The following is a 20,409-nucleotide window of genomic DNA, read 5'->3' on the forward strand; positions in this document are numbered from 1 at the left end:
TGGCGATGAAGAGCGGGAAGAAAGCCGGGCCGCTGGCCTGCGTGCTGGGCGACATGGATCTGGTCCGGCCGCTGGGGTTGGCCGGCATCCGCTGCGCCGTTGTCGGGCCGCCGGGGGCGGCGACTGCCCATTCCCGCTTCACCGAGCGGCTGATCCCCTGGGAAGGCGGCAGCGACGGGGCACTGGTGAACCGGCTGCTCCGCTTCGGCGCCGCGCAGGCCGAAAAGCCGGTGCTCTACATGGAGGAGGATGCCCAGCTTCTGATGGTTTCGCGCCACCGCGACCAATTGGCCGCGGTCTTCCGCTTCGCGCTTGCCGATGCCGATCTGGTGGAGACGCTGGTCGACAAGGGCCGCTTCCAGACGATGGCGGAACGGCTGGACCTGCCGGTCCCCCGCACCTGGCGTTTGCGTCCCTTGCCCGGCAGTGAGGCGCCTGATCTCGATCTCCGCTACCCCGTCATCGTCAAGCCGCTGACCCGCCGTCCGCCCTGGGACGAGATCGAGGGGCTGGGGAAGGCGATCCGCCTGGAGGGGCCGGAAGAGCTTCGTGCCCTGTGGCCGCGGCTGATCCCCGTCGGCATCGACCTGCTGGCGCAGGAACTGATCCCCGGACCGGAGACCAGGATCGAAAGCCACCATGTCTACATTGACGCCGGCGGCGCCGTGGCCGGCGAGTTCACCGGGCGGAAGATCCGGACCTACCCGGTCGATTACGGGCACAGCACCGCGCTGACCATCACCGACATCGACGGCGAGGGGGCCGACGTCGCCGCGCTGGGCCGCCGGATCGCGGCAAGCATCGGCCTGCGCGGGGTCGCGAAATTCGATTTCAAGCGCGATCCGGCCGGCCGGCTGCATCTGCTGGAGATCAATCCGCGCTTCAACCTGTGGCACCATCTGGGTGCCGTCGCCGGGGTGAATTTGCCGGCCATCGTGCAGGCGGACCTGAGTGGCCGTCCCCGCCCTGCCCCGGCCAAGGCCCGGCCCGGCGTCTGCTGGTGCCACATCAGCAAGGACCGGCTGGCGGCGCGGGAAAGCGGCGTCCCGGCGGCGCGCTGGCTGGCCTGGGTGGCGCGTTGCGAGGCCAAGGCGATCACGCCGGACGATCCGATGCCGTTCCTGCGGCCGAAGCTGGACCGTCTGCTTGCCCACATCCCCGGCGGCGCCCGCCCGGCCCGCCTCGCCAAGCCATGACCTGCTCTTCTCTTGGGATCGACCGGCCATGAAGATCGCCCTGGTCTCCGACATCCACGCCAACCTGGAAGCGTTGCAGGCGACGCTCGACGCCATCCGGGCGGAGGGGGCGGAGCGCATCGTCTGCCTGGGCGATATCGTCGGCTACAACACTGACGCCGCCGCCTGCATCGCCCTGCTGCGGCAGGCCGGCGCCGTCTGCATCGCCGGCAACCACGACCGGGCGGTCACCGGCATCATCGGGACCGAAGGGTTCAGCGGCCCGGCGGCGCGTGCGGTCGCCTGGACGAAAGCGCGGCTGGACGAGGACAGCCGCGCCTTTCTGAGCACCCTGCCGCTCACCGCCGTGATCGACGGCGCGCTGCTCGCCGTCCATGGCGCCTTGCATCCGGAGACGGGCAAGGAGCTGGTGCGGCTGGACGACGACGGCAAGCGCGGTCTGAGCCTCCAGGCACTTGCCGGCCATTCGTCGGGCGCACGGATCTGCGCCTTCGGCCACACCCATCGGGCTGGCCTGTGGGAATGGCGCGACGGTGCCGTACAGGCGCTGCCGCTCGACGGCGGTGCCGAACTCCGGCCTGACGGGCTCTATCTGCTGAACCCGGGTACGGTGGGAGAGCCGCGCGGTGCCGACAGCCGGGCCTGCTTCGCCTGCTTCGATAGCGCCAGCCGGCTCGTCACCCTGCATCGTGTCGCCTACGCCCGCCGTGCGGCCTTGTCGAAAACCCGACGGGCCGGTTTGGCGCCACGTTTCGCCGCAGTTCCGGCGCCGCTGCGGCTGCAGTTGATTGGAATACTGAGAGTTCTCGGCATTTACGAGTGGATAAAACGCGCTCTTCCACGCCGTATTTCATCAATATGACAATCCCGTAACGCGGCTTTGCTTCAACAGGGACGCGGAAATGAGCATAATCCGGCGCGAGGGCAATGGTGGCGCCGGGCTATGGACAACATCGGTATTCTAAACGGTGCTGCCGGCAGGATGCTTGGCTTTTTCGGCAGGGAATTGCCATCCCTGGCTGCATCGCCGGTCCTTGGCCATGGACTGGGCCTCGTGCTGGCCCTTTCCGTGGCGATTCTGCCGGCGCATGCGCAGCAGCCCGATGTCCCTCCCAGGAACGCCTCATCCAAGACGGTTCCCTCCACGCCCGCCGCGCCGGACGCGGGACCGATGCACCTGACGATCCTGTATGCCCAGGGCACCACCGACCTGGACGAGACCGCCGGGCGCGGCGGCATGGCCCGCTTGGCGGGCACGATCCGCCAGGAGCGGGCAGCCCATCCCAACCTGCTGGTCCTGCATGGCGGCCAGACGCTGGCACCGTCGGTCCTCGCCTTCTACGACCAGGGCGCACACATCATCGACATGCTGAACGGCATGACCGTCGACGCGATGGCCGCGTTGAACCGCGAGTTCCATCATGGCGACGACCGGCTGAGCGCCCGCGCCTTCGAGGCCGGCTTTCCCATCGTCACCACCAATGCGGTGGACCGCTCCACCGGCCGCACGCCGGATGGGCTGGAAGAGGCGGTGGTGCTGGCCGCCGGTCCCTTGCGCATCGGCGTGATGGTGGCGACGCCGGTGCTGACGCAGGAAACCACCCGCACCCAGCGCACCGAGTTCCGCGACCCCGTCCAGGCGCTGTCGGCCAAGGCCGCGGCATTGCGGGCGGACGGCGTCGATCTGGTGGTGGCGATGACCGGCTATGCCGGCGACACCCACCGCAGCGTGCTGGCCGCGCGCCCGGCCGACATCGTGCTGTACCAGGACCGCAACCGACCCTTCGCCGTCGATTACGACGGCCGCTTCCTGTCCGCCACCGTCGGACCGCAGGCCGCCTGGGTCCTGGCGCTGGACCTGACGGTGGACCGCACCGCCGGGCCGGACGGCAAGCCGCGCGTCACCTGGATTCCGGCGCCGCGCCTGATCGACACCGCGACGGTAGCGCCCGACCCGGCCACGAGCATCCAGGCCAAGGCCTATGCGGCACGGCTCGACACCATGCTGCGGATGGAGGTGGGACGTCTCACCGTTCCGCTCGACACCCGCAAGGAGCCGCTGCGCACGGGCGAGAACGCCTTCGCCAATGCGGTGGTCGACACGTTGCGCGAGACACTGGACGCCGACGTGGCGCTTTTCAACGGCGGCGGCATCCGCGGCGATCGCCAATATGAGGCCGGCGCCCTGCTGACCCGGCGCGACATCTACACCGAACTCCCCTTCCATGACGTCGGCGTGGTGCTGGACGTCACCGGACAGCAGCTCTGGGAGGCGGTGGAGAGCGGCGTGGCGACCGTCGAGCAGCTGCAGGGCCGCTTCCCCCACCTGTCCAACGCCCGTGCCGACATCGACCTGACCCGTCCGCCCGGCCAGCGGCTGCGCAGCCTGTCGGTCGGCGGCAGGCCGGTCGGCCTGTCCGCCCATTACCGTCTGGCGACCAGCAGCTTCCTGGCGGCGGGCGGCGACGGCTACGGCATCCTGGCCGGCGCGCCGAGACTGGTGGAGGATCGCGACACGGAGTTCATCTCGACCCAGATGATCGACCAGATCGCCCGCAGCGGCGATTTCGTTCCCCGGCTGGACGGCCGCATGACGGTGAGACGGTGATGGACGGATTGCCTTCCGCAGCCCTGCCCTCCACCACGCTGTCTTCTGCGGGCCTGTCCTCCGCCAGCCGACCCTCCGCTGTCATGCAGACTCCGCCCAAGGCCGCCGGCCGGGGCGGACCGGAAACGGCCGCGCGGAGAAATCCGCAGAAGCGGCCGCCGATCCGGACGCGGCGGTTCGGCATCGCCCTGCGCATCACGCTCGGGCTGTCGGTGATGGCTTTGCTGGTGGTGCTGATCGGCAGCGTATCGATGTCCTCCTTCCGCCTGTTCAGGGCGGAGGTGACGGCCCTGTCCGCCAATACCCTGCCGGAGGTGATCACCAGCGCCGAACTGCACGGGGCGCTGCAGAAACTGGTCGCGCAGCTGCCGCAACTCGCCGCCGCGACCTCGACGCCGCAGCGCCGGTCCGCCTATGACGGGCTGGTGACGGAGCTGGATTCGATGCAGCTCCTTGTCGCCCGCATGCGCGGCCTGATGAGGGAGAGCGGCGAGGATGGGGGAGAGAGCGACGGCAATGTCCGCCTGCTGGAGCAGACCCGTTCCACCCTGCTGATCCTGGCCGCCACGGTCGCCGACCTGAATGCCGAGGTCACCCGGCAGATCGAGCATGGCGACCGCCAGGCCGAAGCCGCTCGCGCGCTCAGCCGTCTGGCGACCTCGATGGAAAGCATGCCGGATACCGGTGCCTGGGCCTTCCGCATCGGCGCGCTGATGGCGCGGGCGGCCGGCGCCACGCAGCTCGATCATCTCAGCCGGCTGAAGGGCGAGGCGAGATCCGCCGAACGCGCCCTTGCCGACCTGGCCCGGCTGACCAGCGGTGCCCCCGACCCTACCGGCCAGACGATGTCCAGCGTGCAGGAAGAGCTCTCTTCCCTGCTGGTGGCACCGGGCGGGCTGTTCGCAAGCGCCATCGACCGGCTGCAGGCCCGTAACCGTGCCCAGGCGCTGACCGGGCAGGCCCAGGTTCTGGTGGAGACGGTCGAACGGTCCACCCGCGTACTTTACGATTCGATCCGCGACCAGTCGGCCCGACGCACCGACGCGTTGGCCGAACTGATCGCCGAACGCACCCGCGCGGTGATGCTGCTGGCCGGTACCTCCATCCTGCTGGCCGTGGGCGTCTATTTCATTTTCCGCCGCTTCCTGTCCTCGCGGCTGGTTGCGATGAACCGGGCGGTGCTGGCGCGGCTCGCGGGGAACCGGGAGGCCGGCGACGGCGTGGTGACGCCGGGTCCGGTCTCGATTCCGGCTCCGATCCCGATCGATGGCGACGATGAAATCACCGACATCGGTGCCTCGATCCGCTATTTCATCGACGAGATCGACCGGCGCCAGCAGGCGCTTGCCGACAACGAGCGGCGCTTCCGCGATCTCGTCGAAGGCTCGATCCAGGGGATCGTCATCCACCGCGACTTCCAAGCGCTCTATGCCAATGACAGCTTTGCCGCCATGCTGGGCCTGACGGTGGCGGAGGTGATGTCTCTCCCCTCCCTTCTGTCCGTCGTCGCGGCGGCGGAACGGCAGTCGATGATCGACAATTACGACCGGCTGCTCGAAGGCGGACTGTCCACGCCGAGGCGCCGGATCCGGGCTCGCCGGCCCGACGGGGCCGGGTTGTGGGTGGAGCTGACCGGACGTCGCGTCGACTGGATGGACGGCCCGGCGATCCAGGCCGTGGTGGTCGACGTGACGCGCGAGGTGGAGGCGGAGAACGCCCTGCGCCAGTCGCGCGACGGAGCCGAACGCGCCTTGTGCGAATTGAAGGCGACGCAGGCCAGCCTGATCCAGGCGGAGAAGATGGCATCGCTCGGCCAGCTGGTTGCCGGCGTGGCGCATGAGGTGAACACCCCCATCGGCATCACCATCACCGGCGCCTCGCAGCTCCAGGCATTGATCGGCGAGCTGTCGGACCGCCACTCGGCGAACGCGCTGAAGAAGTCGGACTTCCAGCGCTTCCTCGACGACGGGATGGAGATGGCGAGCCTGATCCTATCCAACAGCACCCGCGCCGCCAATCTGGTGCAAAGCTTCAAACTGGTCGCCGTCGACCAGTCCAGCGACGAGCGGCGCGCGTTCCTGCTGCGGGACTACATCGACGAATTGCTGCGCAGCCTGCACCCGACCTACAAGGCGCGGACGGCGTTGACCGTCGCCGTCGACTGCCCGGCGGATCTGGAACTGGACGGCTATCCGGGCGCGCTGTCGCAGATCCTGACCAACCTCATCATGAACGCGCTGGTCCACGCGTTGGATCCGGAGCAAACCGGCAGGATCTCGATTGCCGCCTGCCGGAAGGATGGCGACATGGTGGAATTGTCCGTCGGCGACGACGGCAACGGCATCGCGCCGGAGGTTCTGCCCAAGATATTCGACCCCTTCTTTACCACACGGCGCGGATCCGGCGGCAGCGGGTTGGGGCTGCACATCGTCTACAATCTCGTGACCGGCCGACTGCACGGCACCATCGGGGTGGAAAGCCGCCCTGGCCGGGGCGCCCGCTTCACGTTGCGCTTTCCCCGTGTCACCGGCGCCGGCCGAGAGCTCCCATAGGGGGGCTGGTCAGCGCACCGGCCCTTCGAACCAATGGCGGCCCTGGCGGTCCTCGACCTCGATCACCCAGACGTCGGGATCATAGCGGAGCTGGCGGGCGATGTAGGCGTCGGCATCGGTTTCCGGCACCGGCTCGGCACCGGTGCCGCGTGCCCAGAACAGCCGCTCGCCATCGGCCTCGCGGGTCTGGACGAGGACGGTGAAGGTCCGGTCGAGCCGGTTGATCTTCAGGATCACGGTGCCGCGGCTGGGATCACCCTTGCGGACCACGGTCATCGCCACGCCCTGGGTATCGGCGGTGCGGATATGGGCCGAAACCCAGAGATGCGTCGGAAGGCGGTCGTCCATTGCCGTGACAGGCTCCTGATCTTCGGCTCTCGCCGATTTTCGATTCTCGCCCCGCCCGGCCTGCCGGTGTAGAGAAGAGAGCATGGCAACACTCCTGGACGCTCTCAACGCCGCCGTCAACCACCACATGGCCGGCCATGCCGGCGCGGCGGCCGACGCCTATCGCCGGATTCTTGCCGTGGAGCCGGCACAGCCCGACACGCTGCATCTGTCCGGCGTGCTGCGGGCACAGACGGGCGATGCGGCGCAGGCGGTTCGGTGGATCGGCCGCGCGGTCCGCGTCCGCCCGGCGACAGCGGCACCATGGAGCCATCTGGGGGCGGCCTTGCGGGCGGCGGAGATGCCGGAGCGGGCGGAACCGGTGCTGCGGCGCGCCCTGGCGCTCGACCCGGCGGACGCCGACGCGCTGGAGGCGATGGGCGCATCGCTGCACGCGCTGGCGCGCTATTCCGATGCGCGGCGCTGGCTGGAGCGGGCGGCGCGGCGGCGCCCGGGCCATGCGGCGACGTTGCTGAATCTCGGCACCGTCCTGCGCGACCAGCGCCGCTTCGCCGAGGCGGAAGCCTGCTTCGATGCCGTGCTGGCACAAGCCCCCACCAGTGCCGACGCCCATCTGGCCCGTGCGGTGGGGCATCTGGTCCGCGGTGACCTGCGGACCGGGTGGGAGGGGTTCGAACATCGCTGGCACCGCTTCGGGGCTCCGCCCTGGACGGGCGGGCCGACGGGCGATGCCACCGTCCTGCTGCATATGGACCAGGGCTTCGGCGATGCCATCCAATTCGTCCGCTATGCTCCGCTGGTGGCGAGGATCGCCGCCGAGGGGGGCGGCCGGGTTATTCTGGAAACGCACCTGCTGCTGTACCGCCTGTTCAACCGCTGCCTGGGATCGTCGATGCAGGTGCTCGTGCGCGGGGAGGATCCGCCGCCGCATGATATCCAGTGTCCGCTGATGAGCCTGCCGCACGCCTTCGGCACCGGGCTGGAGGGCATTCCGGCGACCGTGCCCTATCTCGCTCCGGCTCCCGACGATGTCGCCCGCTGGCGCGACCGGCTGGCCGGCCAGGATGGGGCGGACGGGGCGGGCCCGCGGGTCGGGCTGGTCTGGGCCGGCAACCCCCATCACCGCAACGACCGCAACCGCTCCATCCCGGTGGCGGCGCTGCGCCCGCTGCTGGCGGTGCCGGGGGTGCGCTTCGTCAGCTTGCAGACCGGCGACGCCGCCGCCGACCTGAACCGCCTGTCCGGCGCCGGGGTGCCGAATGTCATGGAGCGGGTGCGCGACTTCGCCGACACTGCCGCCATCCTCGCCAATCTCGACCTGCTGGTGACGGTGGACACCGCCATCGCCCACCTTGCCGGGGCGATGGGCGTGCCATGCTGGCTGATGCTCCCCCATGTGCCCGACTGGCGCTGGTTGCTCGACCGGGCCGACAGCCCCTGGTACCCGTCCTTGCGGCTGTTCCGCCAGCCGCGCCCCGGCGACTGGATGACGGCGCTGGGCACCGCCGCCGCCGTCCTGAAGGCACAATCCGCCCGTGCCGCCCGCAGCATGGGACGTTGAAGGCAGGCAACGGACGCGGGCGGCAGCTTCGGCGGGAGCTTTCTGCCCGTCGGCCCCGGCGGCGCTAGGCGAAACTTTCCTACCTCCCGGCAAAATCCGGCGACGCGACAGCGCTTTCGCAAATCATCGGCCGTTTCCAGTGGGTTGACGCGGACGCCCCAGTTGGCACTCCGCTTGCTAGACAGGGCACAGAAGACCTTTGCCCTTTCTTTCGGAGACCCCTGGCCATGAGCATCTTCGGTTCGATGACAACCGCCGTTCTCGGCCTGAATGCCCAGTCGAAGGCGCTCGGACACATCTCGGACAACATCGCGAACAGCTCGACCATCGGCTACAAGCGTGTCGATTCGGCTTTCGAGACGATGGTCCTGCAGTCCAGCCAGCGCCTGCACGAGCCGGGCGGGGTCACGGCGCAGCCGGTCTTCATGAACAACATCCAGGGCAGCCTGACCCAGGTGCAGAGCCCGACCAACATCGCCATCCAGGGCCAGGGCTTCTTCAGCGTCACCAAGGTGGCGACCCAGGGATCCAGCACGCTGGTGCAGACGCAGACCGGCACGGTCAACTCCTCGGCCGCCTTCTACACCCGCGCCGGCGACTTCGAACTGGACAAGAGCCGCTATCTGGTCAACAGCGCCGGCTACGCGCTGAACGGCTGGCTGGTCGATCCGGTGACCGGCGTCCTGCACAAGGATCAGGTGGCGCCGATCCAGGTGAACTCGCTGATCGACAAGCCGGTGGCGACCAACACCATCGACCTGGCGGCCAACCTGCCGGCGACGCCGAAGGAAGGCGAGAAGGTTCCCGACAGCAGCATCCAGATCTTCGACAGCCAGGGCAATCCGCGCACCGTCAACTTCAAATGGCGGCAGCAGGCGGACAGCAGCTGGCGCATGGTCCTGGACGCGCCGGGTTCCAACACCAAGCCGGTCGACGGCACCTTCGCCGGCAATCCGGCCACCGTGTCCTTCGGCCAGAACATTCCCGGCCAGACGGCGGTGGCGCAGGTGAACGTCATCACCATCGCCGGCAACAACACCAACGGGCAGGACAACCTGCGGATCGGCGACACCTATTCGGTAAAGGTCGACGGCACCAACTACAGCATCAAGGTCACGGCCGACAACATCGGGTCGCTCCGCACCTATTCGGGTCTGGCCGGCGCGCTGGCCAACCAGATCAACTCCGCCTCCCCGGCAGCGTCCGTGCTCGCCACCTCGTCGGGCCAGTCGATCCGGGTGACCGCCCGCAATGCCGGTACGCCGTTCAAGCTGGGCACGGACGTGGTGTCCGGAACCAATACCGCCAACACCATCGTCCCCCAGACCTCGACGGCGGCCACCGCCAGTGCCGGTGAGATCGACAGGTTCCAGTTCCCGCAGACCCAGGTCGAGGTCGGCGACTCCTTCACCATCAACGTGAACGGCACGCCGATCAGCTACACGGTGACCGCCGCCACCTACCAGAGCTATTCGACGGTGAGCGATGTCGTCACCCAGCTGGCCGGCAAGATCAACCAGGCTCTGGGGTCGACCGTCACCGCGTCTTCGGCCGGCAACATCCTGTCGATCCAGGCCAATGCGGTGAACACCAACGTCACCTCCAGCGCCACCGCCAGCAACTCCAACGCGGCGGTGAACACCATGAGTTCGCTGCCCTCGGTCTCCAGCGTGGCCGGCGTGCGCCAGAGCCGCACGGTGACGCTGACCGGCACGCCGGGCGACATCGGCACGCAGTACACGCTGAGCATCAACGGCACGGCGGTGACCTACAGCACCACCGGCGAAGAGATGACGATGGAGGACATCACCGCGGCGCTGGCGAACAAGATCAACTCCAACACCGCCCTGCCGGTGACCGCCACCGCACAGGGCGGCGTGATCACCGTGACCTCCAAGACCGCGGCCAGCCCGACCAACACCAATACGATGACCGGTACCGGTACGGTCACGCTGGGCGGAAGCACGGTGGATGTGGGTGACACCTACACCATCGACGTGGGCGGCACGCCCTATTCCCTGACCATCGACAACGCCAACATCGGCACCTACAACACGCCGGCGAAGGTGATGCAGTACCTGGCCACGATCGTTCCGGGTGCCACCGCGACGGGCAATACCCTGACGGCGGCAGGTGCGACCGGTGCCGTCACCGACGCCCCCGTCGCCCAGTTCACCCTGGAACAGAGTGCCGTCGCCGGTCAGACGCCGGCCCATGTCGGCCTGACCTTCGGCAAGACCCCGGAGACGGTCGGCACCCTGACCAACATCTCCACCGCCCTGGTCGGCACCGGCACGGCGGTCAGCGCCGCCAACCAGTCGGCCGGCTCCGACGCCACCGTGACCTTCACCGTCGATTACGGCTTCGGCCCGCAGCAGATCACGCTCAACCTCGGCAAATACCAGAAGCCGGGCGGCCTGACGCAATATGCCGGCGAGGAGATCAACGTCACGCAGCTGGTCCAGAACGGCGCGCCGCGCGGACAGTTCAAGGACGTGGTGTTCGGTGACAACGGCACCGTCATGGTCAATTACGACAACGGTCGGTCGAAGATGGTCGCGAAGGTGCCGATCATCACCTTCAACAATCCCAACGCCCTGCAGCGCGAGTCCGGAGGCGTCTTCATCGAGAGCGAGGAGGCGGGCAAGCCGAACTTCAACGATCCGGAGACGAACGGCGCCGGTGCCGTGGTGGCGAACAGCGTGGAAAGCTCCAACGTCGACATCGCCGACGAGTTCACCAAGATGATCGTCACCCAGCGGAGCTATTCCGCCAACGCGAAGATCGTCACCACGTCGGACGAAATGCTTCAGGAGGTGCTGGGGCTGAAGCGTTAAGCGCGGCCCTGATCCGATTTCCTGACCTTCTCATTTCCTGATCGCCAGTTTCCCGATCGCCAGTTTCCTGATCGCTTGAGGGGGGCGGCGGCCGTCCCGGCACCGCCCCGACCATCCCGATCCGCGAAAGGTCTCCTGCCATGTCCCTCTTCGCAGCCTTGAACAGTGCCACGGCCGGGCTGCGCACGGTCCAGACCAACGTCAAGCTGGTTTCGGACAACATCGCGCAGGCCAACGACCCGAACCGCACCCGCCACACCGCCCAGCAATCGGTGGACGCCAGCGGTCAGGTCATCAGCACGACCTATCGCCGGGAAGTCGACAAGGCCCTGATGGCGCAGGTGATGGACCTGACCTCGCGCGACGGCGGGTCTCAGGTGACGTCGACCTACATGCAGCAGTTGGGCGACCTGATGCGCACCACAAACGGTACGCCGCTGCTGAACGACTATGCCGACAAGTTCCAGGCCGCGATCAAGACGCTGTCCACCTCGCCGGAAGACGAAACGGCGCAGTACCAGCTGGTCCAGACGGCCGAAGCCTTTTCGCGCGAGATCCGCCGCGTGTCCGAGGGCGTGGAACAGATCGATCGCGACATGAAGTCGGACATCACCAAATCGGTCGATACGGTCAACGACCTGCTGAAGCAGATCAACTCGATCAACAACGACATGGTGTCGCTGCAGGGCCAGGGCTCCGCCGCCGATGCCGTCGCCGACAAGCGCGACGGGCTGGTCCGCGAACTGAGCGGCTATATGGGCATCCGTACCGTGGAGCGGGCGGACGGCCGTCTGGCGATCTTCACCCCGTCGGGTCTGGCGCTGGTCGATGCCCAGCCGGCAAATCTTTCCTATGACGGCGGCAACATCAACCTACAGGTCGGCAATCAGGTCACCTCGATCAACAACCATCTGACCACCGGCAAGCTCGGCTCGCTGATCCAGATGCGCAAGGACGGCTCGACGACCGAGCCGCCGACCCCCGCCAGCGGCGATCCGACGACGGAGATCATCCGCAAGCTGCGGTCTCAGCTGGACGAGTTCGCCAAGGCCTTCACCGGCCCGACCAAGCCGGGCGAGCCCACCAGCTTCGCCGACGCCTATGACGACGCGAGCCCCGCCGCCGCCGGGGAACAGACCAGCCAATTCTTCACCGGCGACGACCGTTTCACCATCACGATCAACCCCAAGCTTCTGGACAACACCAGCAAGATCAAGCAATCCGCCATCGACGGCATGGTCAAGGCGGTCAATGCCCCCGGCCGCAGCTTCAATGCCGACGGGCTGCAGATGAAGGACACCACCTACAGCGCGATGGGGAGTGCCATCACCGGCACCTGGATGGCCGCCGCCAAGACGGCCAACACCGCCAGCGATTCCAACAAGGCGTCGATGCAGCTCCTCAGCGAGCGCTACCAGTCGCAGACGGGCGTGAACATCGACGAGGAGATCGCCCAGCTCCAACAGCTCCAGACCTCCTACCAGGCTTCGGCACGGGTCATGCAAGTGGCCAATGCAATGTTTGATGCGCTGGAGGCGGTGGTCCGATGAGCTCGATAACGGGAGTCAGCAGCTACTCGAAATACATGAGCCTCGTCCGGAACCTGTCCGGAGGCCAGAACGACATCAACAAACTGTCCGAACAGCTGACCACGGGCAAGAAGTCGATCGATCTGAACGCCTATGGTCCGGAGGTGCAGAAGCTTCTGGACCTGCGGGCCGAGATGGCGAAGAAGGACAACTACATTCAGAGCATCAACACCGCCGCCCCGCGCGTCAAGGCGACGGACACGGTGCTGACGTCCCTGGAATCGATCGTGTCGAGCTGGACCTCCAGCACCACCTTCCCCTTCCAGCCGGGCCCGGCCAGCGTCACCTCGGCGATCAATACCAACCCGGACGGGATGAAGCTGTCGATCGACAGCTCCAAGTCGACTTTGACGGTCGGCGCCAACTATACGGTGACCGCGGTTCCGTCGCAGCAGGGCGGCAACGGAACCTTCGACGTGACGGTGACCGACGGGCTGGGCGGCAAGACCACCCGCGCCATCAACCTGGGCACCACCCCGCCCAACGACGGCAAGGGTTACAACTTCAACATCGCCGGCGGTCCCGGCGAGGGCGCGATCCTGAACCTGACCTTCGACAGCTTGAAGGCGGCGTCGAGCAGCAGCTTCTCGGTCAGCTTCCCGCAGGCCGACCAGGTGAAGGACCGGGCCGAGGGCGCCATGCGCGACATCCAGGCGCTGATGAACCAGCGCTTCGGCGACCGCTACCTGTTCGCCGGCTCGCGGTTTTCGACGGAACCGGTCACCGACCTGATGGCGACGACGCAGACCAGCAAGATCACGCTGAACGGCGCGGTGGTGAACACCGACGATTATTTCGAGGTGAATGTTTCCGGCAAGACCTTCAGCTACCAGATCCAGGCCGCCGATCCGAAGACGCTGACCTTCGTCGCCCAGACCCTGACCACCCAGATCAATGCCGCCAATCCGCCGCTGCCGATGACGGTGTCGACCTCCAACGGCATCATCTCGCTGGTCGGCCAGCAGCCGGGACAGAAGTTCGACCTGTCGGCCCGCGTCGTCAACTCGGCCACGGTGGAGAACAGCGTCGATACACCCTCCACCACTCAGGCGCCGACGACGGCCCAGGCGCAGGTCGACCGCTTCACCCTGAACGGCGCGGCGGTGGACATCGGCGATACCTTCGAATTCACGGTCGCGGTCGGCGATCCCGACGACCCCTACAACCAGAACTACTACACGAAGAACCCCAACGAGCCGCGCGACCTGCCGCCCTACCAGACCTACACGGTAAGCTACACGGTCAGCGACACCGACTATGCCGGCGGCGTCACCGGCGTCGGTCAGGTGGCCGACAAGCTGCGCCAGCAGTTCGCCACGCTGAAGCCGCCACCGCCGGTCACCATCGACGCTCTCGGCAACGGCCCGGGCATCGCGCTGACCAGCACGGCCAACGCCGACCCCAACCATCCCGGCCGGAGTTCCCTGTTCTCGACCAGCGCCAAGGTGACGAACGGATCGCTGCAGAACACCATTTCCGTCGGCACCCTGCCGCCGGAGCAGGACAGCCTGATCAACGTCCCCTATACCGATCCGCCGGAGTTGCCCTTCTACGACGCCGAATATCTGACCAAGGGAAAGAATGCCGATGCGTACCGCAAGTCGCAGGTCACGATCGACGACAACCTGAACCTGACCTACGGGGTCAGCGCCGACGACAAGGCCTTCCAGACCCTGGTGAAGGCGATGCAATTGGTGCGGACCGCGGCGGCCAACCCCGGCAAATGGACGGAATACAGCGCCCAGGCGCGCGAGATGCTGACCCAGGCGTCCGACCAGATCCGCTCGGTCCATGCCAAGGTCGCGTCCGACGCCGCCACGCTGGAAACCACCAAGGATGCCCACACGGACTCGATCGCCAGCCTGACCGACCGCGTCGCCAAGATCGAAGGCGTCGACCCGACCGAAGTCGCGGCCCGGCTGAGCAGCGCGATGAATGTCCAGCAGGCGACCTACACCGTGGCCGGCCAGACGCAGAAGCTGTCGCTGCTGAATTACCTGGCCTGACACGGAGCGCGGCCAAGAAAAAGGGGCGGCCGAACCGGCCACCCCCCGCATTCCGTCGAAACCCGGACGCCGTTACTTGGAGCGGCCGGCCGACTGGGTGAAGTTGTCGTAGGGCAGTTCCGCCACGCGGAACCACAGCTGCACCTCTTCGAGGAAAGGCTTCCAGCTGTCGTAGACGGCCTTGAAGTCCGGGTTGGTCTTCGCGATGTCGTCGTACAGCTCGAAGGCGATCTTGTGGGCAGCCTCCATCAGGTCGCGCGGATAGGGGCGCAGCAAGGCACCCTTGGCGACCAGCCGCTTCAGCGCCTTGGCGTTTTCCGCGTCGTAGCGGGCGGTCATCGCGCCGTTCGCCTCGCCGCAGGCGGCGGTCAGGATCGCCTGATAGGACTTGGGCAGGGCCTCCCATTCCTTCTGGTTGATGTAGAGCGAGACCTGCGGCCCACCTTCCCACCAGCCCGGATAGTAGTAGTATTTGGCGACCTGGACGAATCCCAGCTTCTCGTCGTCATAGGGACCGACGAATTCGACTGCGTCGATGGTGCCCTTTTCCAGCGCCGGATAGATGTCGCTGCCGGCGATCTGGGTCGGGGCGGCGCCCAGCTTGGCCATGATCTGGCCGGTGATGCCGGCTATGCGGATCTTCAGGCCGTTGAAATCGGAAAGCGACTTGATTTCCTTGCGGTACCAGCCGCCCATCTGGGCGCCGGTGTTGCCGGCCGGGAACTGGACGATGCCGTGCTTGGCGAAGAAGGCGCGCATCACCTCCTGGCCGCCGCCGTACTGGAACCAGGCATTCTGCTGGCGGGCGTTCGGGCCGAAGGGAATCGCGGTGTCGAAGGCGAAGGTCGGGTCCTTGCCGACATAGTAATAGCCGCAGGTGTGGCCGCACTGGACGGTGCCGTTCTGCACGGCGTCCAGCACCTGCAGGCCGGGGACGATCTCACCGGCGGCATGCACGCGGATCTGGAATTTCCCGTCGGTCGCCTCGGACACGCGCTTGGCGATCAGTTCGGACGTGCCGACGAGGATGTCGGTGCTCTTCGGGAAGCTCGAAGCCAGGCGCCACTGGATGGCTGGCTGGGTCTGCGCGATGGCCGGGGCCGCGAGGGTCGAGGCGGCAACGGTCGAAACGGCACCGACACCGGCCTTGGTGAGAAACGCTCTTCTTTCCACTCCCGCTACTCCGCAAGATTATTGCTATTGCTGACAATTTCCATGAACCGCGATGAATCAGGGAATTACAGCTGCTTAGGCGAGCGTGTAACAAAGCATCCGCTGCAGCGTCCCGCATCGCATAAATGTGCATGCCTGCCTTTCGAGGGTGGAACCGGCACCCTCGAAAGGCGGTGCGGAGATGCGTCAGGAGGCCGGCCGCAGACGCCCCAGGAAGACCGACAAGGGTGGCATCACCAACGTCCGTCCGTCGGCGGCAAGTTCCGGCGACAGGGCACCGGGTGCGCGCGGGACGGGCAAGGCTTCCGGTTCGCCACGACCACGGAGCGCGAATTCGGCCGGCCGGTCGGCCATGTTGAAGACGGCCAGCAGACGCTCCTCCCCCGTTGCGCGCTCGAAGGACAGCAGGTCGCCATGCTCCTCGACGGCGGCGACGGTTCCGGTGCGCAGGGCCTGCAGATCGCGGCGCAGGGAAAGTGCCGCACGCCACACCGCCAGCGGGCTGCCGGCGGTCCGATCCTGGCGGTCCACCGCGAGGTCGAAATGGGCATCGGGCACCGGCAGCCAGGGCTCGGCGATGGTGAAGCCGGCGTTGGGTTCGGCGGCCCGCCAGGGCATCGGGGTGCGGCTGCCGTCGCGACCCTGGAAATCGGGCCAATAGGTGATGCCGAAGGGATCGCGCAGCTGATGCTGTTCCAGCGCCGCGTTGGGCAGGGCCAGCTCTTCTCCCTGATAGAGGCAGACGGTCCCGGGCAGCGCCGCCGCCAGCATCGCCAGCAGGGCATTGAAGGATTGCGGGTCGGCACCGGCCGGCAACCAGCGGCTGGCGGCACGCTCCACATCGTGGTTGGACAGGCTCCAGCAGATCGAGTCCGGCCGCCCCGCCGTACCCAGCGCCTGCGCGAACCTCTTGGCGCTGAACGGCTGCTTGGCAAGCGACAGCGTGTAGGCGGCGTGTAGTCCCTGCGGGGTGCAATAGGCGGCGATGCGCTGGCCGGCGCCGGGCTGGCTCGACAGCTCGCCCAGCAGGACGCGGCCTGGATGGCGCTCCACCGTCTCGCGCAGGCGGGACAGGATTCCGGCGATCGCCGGGTGCATCATGTCGTAGACGTGCTGCTGCAGGGCAAAGGGCTTCAGCGGAGGTTCCGGATCGCGCCAGACGGCGGCGGGGTTGGAGCGCAGCTGCGGGTCATGGGCGAAGAAGTCCACGGCGTCGATGCGGAAGCCGTCGACGCCGCGCGCCATCCAGAATTCCGCCGTTTCGCACAGGGCGTCCATCACCGCGGGATGGTGCAGGTTCAGTGCCGGCTGGCTGGACAGGAAATGGTGCAGGTAATACTGGCGCCGCCGCGGCTCCCAGGTCCAGGCGGCTCCGCCGAAGACCGACAGCCAGTTGTTGGGCGCGGTGCCGTCGGGCTTTGCGTCGGCCCAGACATACCAGTCGGCCTTCTCGCCATCCCGCGACCGCCGGCTGTCGACGAACCAGGAATGGGCGTTGGAGGTGTGGCCGCAGACCAGATCGACCAGAACCTTCAGGCCCAGCGCGTGGGCGCGCTCGATCAGCCGATCGAAAACGGCGAGGTTGCCCATGCGCGGATCCACCGCCCGGTGGTCGGCGACGTCATAGCCGAAATCGGTCCGCGGCGATGGATAGAAGGGGCTGATCCACACCCCGTCCACCCCCAGCGCGGCCACATACTCCAGCCCCTCGATCACGCCGTCGAGGTCGCCCCAACCGTCGCCGCCGCGGTCGCGGAAGCTCAACGGGTAGATCTGGTAGAGCGCCGCGCCGTTCAGCCAGGAGAGATTGGCAGCCGACGGTGAGGGCAAGGGGGACATTTGGGGCAAGGCAGCAGGCTCCGCGCCGGAGGTCGCATTAGCGGTTCGCGGTATCAGCTTCCCCTGCCATGGCTAACGAAAGGTTACCGGCCGTTCGTGATCACAGGGTCCGGCCTTTCGCGAAGGTCGGCCGTCGGGACAGCATCTTGCGGATGGGTGCCGTGGATCTTGGCCGTTGCGTTGCGCAGCGGCTATACCAGCGGCTCTGATCGGGGAGTGGGAATGCGACGGAGTACGGCAGCGACCGAAACGGCGACCGGTGCGGACCGGCGGCTCGGCCGCTATCGGCTGCTCGACCTGGTCGAACGGGAGGGCGATGCTCGGCTGCACCGCGCGGTGGATATGAGCGGCCGGATGGTGGCGCTGTGGGCGGTGCCGCTGGCCCGCCTGTGCACCGATGCCGGGGCGCTGGAACGGTTCCGCCACATGGCTGCCGCCGCGGCCCGGCTTTCCCATCCCGTCATTCCCACCATCCTCGCGTCCGGCGAGCATGGCGGTATCGCATTCGTCGCGACCATGCCGGCGGATGGTCCGGCACTCGGGGCGCGGCTGGCCGACGGTCCCCTGGGTCGGGAGGAGGCACTTGCGACGCTCGACCGCGTTCTGGACGCGCTTGCCGCGGCCCACCATGTTGGAGTCGTCCATGGCGCATTGAACGCGGACACAATCCGTCACAGCGGCGCGATGACGATGGTCACGGGGTTCGGCCGGGCGGCACCGGCCGCGATACAGGCCGGCCGACGGGATGATCTGTCCGCTGCCATGCGGCTGACGGAACGGCTCTTGACGGCACATGCCGGGCATCCGGGGGTGGCTGCCCTGCTGACGGAACTGCGCAATGGTGGAGCCGGCGCCTTCCCGGACGCGCTTTCCCTGCAGCGTGCGGTCGCCAGCGTGAACGAGGCGCCCGTTCCCCCTCCGCCGGCCGGACCGGCGCTTTCGCGCCGCCGGCCGCCATGGCTCGGCGTCATGCTTCTGGCGGGCAGCGCGTTGATGGGCGGCCTTGCCGTCGTAGCGGTCTCGGATCGCCCATTGCCGTCCCCCGCCCCTCTCCCCGTCCCTTCCCCTGGGAAGACGGCGGAAGCCGCGACGGTTGCGACAGCCGACCCAGTCCTGCCGTCGACGGTGCCGACGACGACGGCCAAGCGACCGCCGGTCGATGCGGTGGCGCAGGCGTTGCGCTCCATCCCCTGCGCCTTGGTCGGCGTGGAGGCGGTCGGCGGCCGCCTGCTGGCATCCGGGACGGTGGCGGGGGAACAGGCGGAGACGGAGGTGCGCGAGACGGTCGAAGCCCTTGCCGCCGGCTGGGACCACGGCTTCGACCTCGCCACCGCGGATGCACAGTTCTGCGCGCCCCTGGGCAGCGTCGCCGCGGCGCTGGACGCCAACCGGGAGCTTGCGGACCCGTTGACGGCGACCGTGCCGGCAGGGCCAGCGCTGAATGCCGGCGAGCCGCTGATCCTGGAAATCCGGGCACCTGCGCATCCGGTGCAATTGCAGGTCGACTATTTCACCATCGACGGCACCGTCGTCCATCTGCTGCCCAACCCGTCGGACAGCCATGCCGCACTTCCCGCCGGTGCGTCTCGCCGGCTTGGCAAGGATCCCGGTGGCGAAACGGGAAAGAGCGAGCGGTCTTGGACCATCGGTCCGCCCTTCGGCACCGAGATGCTGCTGACCATCGCCACGGCGGCGGCGCTGTTCCCCACCCCCAGGCCGGAACAGGAATCCGCCGCCGACTATCTGCTTGCCTTGGCGGACGCGCTGGCGACAATCCCAGCGGATGCGCCGGTACCGCTGGCGGATGCGCGCTTCATCGTCACCGGGCCGTGATGCGGACGATCACGCGGTGGCGATGAAGCGGCCGACCACTGCGGTGACATTGTCCTGCCCGCCGGCCGCGTTGGCCGCGTCGATCAGGGCGGCGGCGGCACGGGCCGGCTCCGGTTCGTCACGCAGAATGCGGGCGATAACGCCATCCGGCAGCATGCCGTTCAGCCCGTCCGAACAGAGCATGACGACGTCGTCGGGCATCAGCGAATGCACGCCGACCTCGGGTTCCACTTCTTCCGCGGTGCCGAGCGCCCTGACGATGATGTTCCGCTGCGGCGCGGTTCCCCGGCCGCCGTTGTCCAGCCAGATCTGATAAAGGCTGTGGTCGCGGGTCAGGGTGCGCAGTTCGCCGTCCCGCAGGCGGTAGACCCGGCTGTCTCCGGCATGGAAGACGACCATCTGCGCCGTACCCGGAACCCGCCAGACACCGGCGACGGTGGTGCCCATGCCGCGCCCCTGCGCAAATCCACGGGCCTGGTTCAGGTCGTGGATCGCCCGGTTGGCCTGCTGCACCGCCGACCGGGCGACGGACAGCGCCAGACGCACCGCCGGCTGGGCTGCGGACGGGTCGGTCTGCGTGCGGTCGGCATCTTCGCGGTCCACCACCGTGATCGGCTCGACCTGCGCATGATCCTGCAGGAAGCCGCAGATCACCTCGACCGCCTTGCGGCTGGCGATGTCGCCACCGGCATGTCCCCCCATCCCGTCGCAGACGACCGCGAATTCACCGCCGGCACTGACCTGGAAGTCATCCTCGTTGCGGGAGCGTGTTCGCCCGACATCGGTCAGTCCGGCGACGGTCAGGACAAAGGCGGCGTTCGGCATTCAGGCGGCGGCTCCCGTCTCGCGGCTGTCAAGATCCAGGGA

At 67.8% G+C, this 20,409-nt stretch carries 13 protein-coding genes; 9 read left to right on the forward strand and 4 right to left on the reverse strand.

Features of this window, described 5'->3' with window-relative positions; translation table 11 throughout:
• Nucleotides 1–5: 5 nt before the first annotated feature.
• From JHL17_RS06640 to JHL17_RS06655, 4 genes are all read left to right on the forward strand, one after another.
• Complete coding sequence (locus JHL17_RS06640; RefSeq protein WP_200191304.1) at nucleotides 6–1,196, forward strand: carboxylate--amine ligase; 1,191 nt, start codon at nucleotides 6–8, stop codon at nucleotides 1,194–1,196.
• Nucleotides 1,197–1,224: 28 nt separating this feature from the next.
• On the forward strand, nucleotides 1,225–2,058 hold the full coding sequence (locus JHL17_RS06645) for a metallophosphoesterase family protein (RefSeq protein ID WP_200191306.1): 834 nt from the start codon (nucleotides 1,225–1,227) through the stop codon (nucleotides 2,056–2,058).
• A gap of 309 nt (nucleotides 2,059–2,367) precedes the next feature.
• Nucleotides 2,368–3,804: a bifunctional metallophosphatase/5'-nucleotidase gene (locus JHL17_RS06650; protein ID WP_247893360.1), complete on the forward strand. Its 1,437-nt coding sequence runs from the start codon at nucleotides 2,368–2,370 to the stop codon at nucleotides 3,802–3,804.
• An 83-nt stretch (nucleotides 3,805–3,887) separates the two neighbouring features.
• Nucleotides 3,888–6,356, forward strand: a complete 2,469-nt coding sequence (locus JHL17_RS06655; RefSeq protein WP_200191310.1) for an ATP-binding protein — start codon at nucleotides 3,888–3,890, stop codon at nucleotides 6,354–6,356.
• Between the two features lie 9 nt (nucleotides 6,357–6,365).
• Here JHL17_RS06655 and JHL17_RS06660 read toward each other — a convergent pair whose 3' ends face one another.
• Nucleotides 6,366–6,704 (reverse strand): DUF1491 family protein, encoded by a 339-nt coding sequence (locus JHL17_RS06660; protein ID WP_200191312.1) that lies wholly within the window; start codon nucleotides 6,702–6,704, stop codon nucleotides 6,366–6,368.
• Nucleotides 6,705–6,786: 82 nt separating this feature from the next.
• Here JHL17_RS06660 and JHL17_RS06665 point away from each other — a divergent pair, with 82 nt between their 5' ends.
• The 4 genes from JHL17_RS06665 to JHL17_RS06680 all read left to right on the forward strand — a co-directional run bounded on the left by JHL17_RS06665 (nucleotide 6,787) and on the right by JHL17_RS06680 (nucleotide 14,697).
• The gene (locus JHL17_RS06665) at nucleotides 6,787–8,265 is read left to right on the forward strand and encodes a tetratricopeptide repeat protein (protein ID WP_200191314.1); all 1,479 of its coding nucleotides are present in this window, start codon (nucleotides 6,787–6,789) and stop codon (nucleotides 8,263–8,265) included.
• Nucleotides 8,266–8,492: 227 nt separating this feature from the next.
• Nucleotides 8,493–11,102: a flagellar hook-basal body complex protein gene (locus JHL17_RS06670; protein ID WP_200191316.1), complete on the forward strand. Its 2,610-nt coding sequence runs from the start codon at nucleotides 8,493–8,495 to the stop codon at nucleotides 11,100–11,102.
• A 140-nt stretch (nucleotides 11,103–11,242) separates the two neighbouring features.
• Nucleotides 11,243–12,652 carry a flagellar hook-associated protein FlgK gene (flgK, locus tag JHL17_RS06675; RefSeq protein ID WP_200191318.1) on the forward strand — a complete coding sequence of 470 codons (1,410 nt, stop codon included), beginning with the start codon at nucleotides 11,243–11,245 and terminating at the stop codon, nucleotides 12,650–12,652.
• Nucleotides 12,649–14,697 carry a flagellin gene (locus JHL17_RS06680; RefSeq protein ID WP_200191320.1) on the forward strand — a complete coding sequence of 683 codons (2,049 nt, stop codon included), beginning with the start codon at nucleotides 12,649–12,651 and terminating at the stop codon, nucleotides 14,695–14,697. The genes flgK and JHL17_RS06680 overlap by 4 nt, the downstream gene beginning before the upstream one ends.
• A 72-nt stretch (nucleotides 14,698–14,769) precedes the next feature.
• Here JHL17_RS06680 and JHL17_RS06685 read toward each other — a convergent pair whose 3' ends face one another.
• Both JHL17_RS06685 and JHL17_RS06690 read right to left on the reverse strand, forming a co-directional pair.
• Nucleotides 14,770–15,870 (reverse strand): TRAP transporter substrate-binding protein DctP, encoded by a 1,101-nt coding sequence (locus JHL17_RS06685; protein ID WP_200191323.1) that lies wholly within the window; start codon nucleotides 15,868–15,870, stop codon nucleotides 14,770–14,772.
• Between the two features lie 186 nt (nucleotides 15,871–16,056).
• On the reverse strand, nucleotides 16,057–17,709 hold the full coding sequence (locus tag JHL17_RS06690; protein WP_200191449.1) for an alpha-amylase family glycosyl hydrolase: 1,653 nt from the start codon (nucleotides 17,707–17,709) through the stop codon (nucleotides 16,057–16,059).
• Nucleotides 17,710–17,931: 222 nt separating this feature from the next.
• Between JHL17_RS06690 and JHL17_RS06695 the strand changes: the two genes are divergently transcribed.
• Nucleotides 17,932–19,542 carry a DUF4384 domain-containing protein gene (locus JHL17_RS06695; protein WP_200191325.1) on the forward strand — a complete coding sequence of 537 codons (1,611 nt, stop codon included), beginning with the start codon at nucleotides 17,932–17,934 and terminating at the stop codon, nucleotides 19,540–19,542.
• Between the two features lie 9 nt (nucleotides 19,543–19,551).
• Here JHL17_RS06695 and JHL17_RS06700 read toward each other — a convergent pair whose 3' ends face one another.
• Complete coding sequence (locus tag JHL17_RS06700; protein ID WP_200191327.1) at nucleotides 19,552–20,367, reverse strand: PP2C family protein-serine/threonine phosphatase; 816 nt, start codon at nucleotides 20,365–20,367, stop codon at nucleotides 19,552–19,554.
• Nucleotides 20,368–20,409: the final 42 nt, after the last annotated feature.

Origin of the sequence: Azospirillum endophyticum (assembly GCF_016595245.1) — a bacterium.
In the GTDB taxonomy this organism is placed as follows: Bacteria; Pseudomonadota; Alphaproteobacteria; order Azospirillales; family Azospirillaceae; genus Azospirillum; species Azospirillum endophyticum.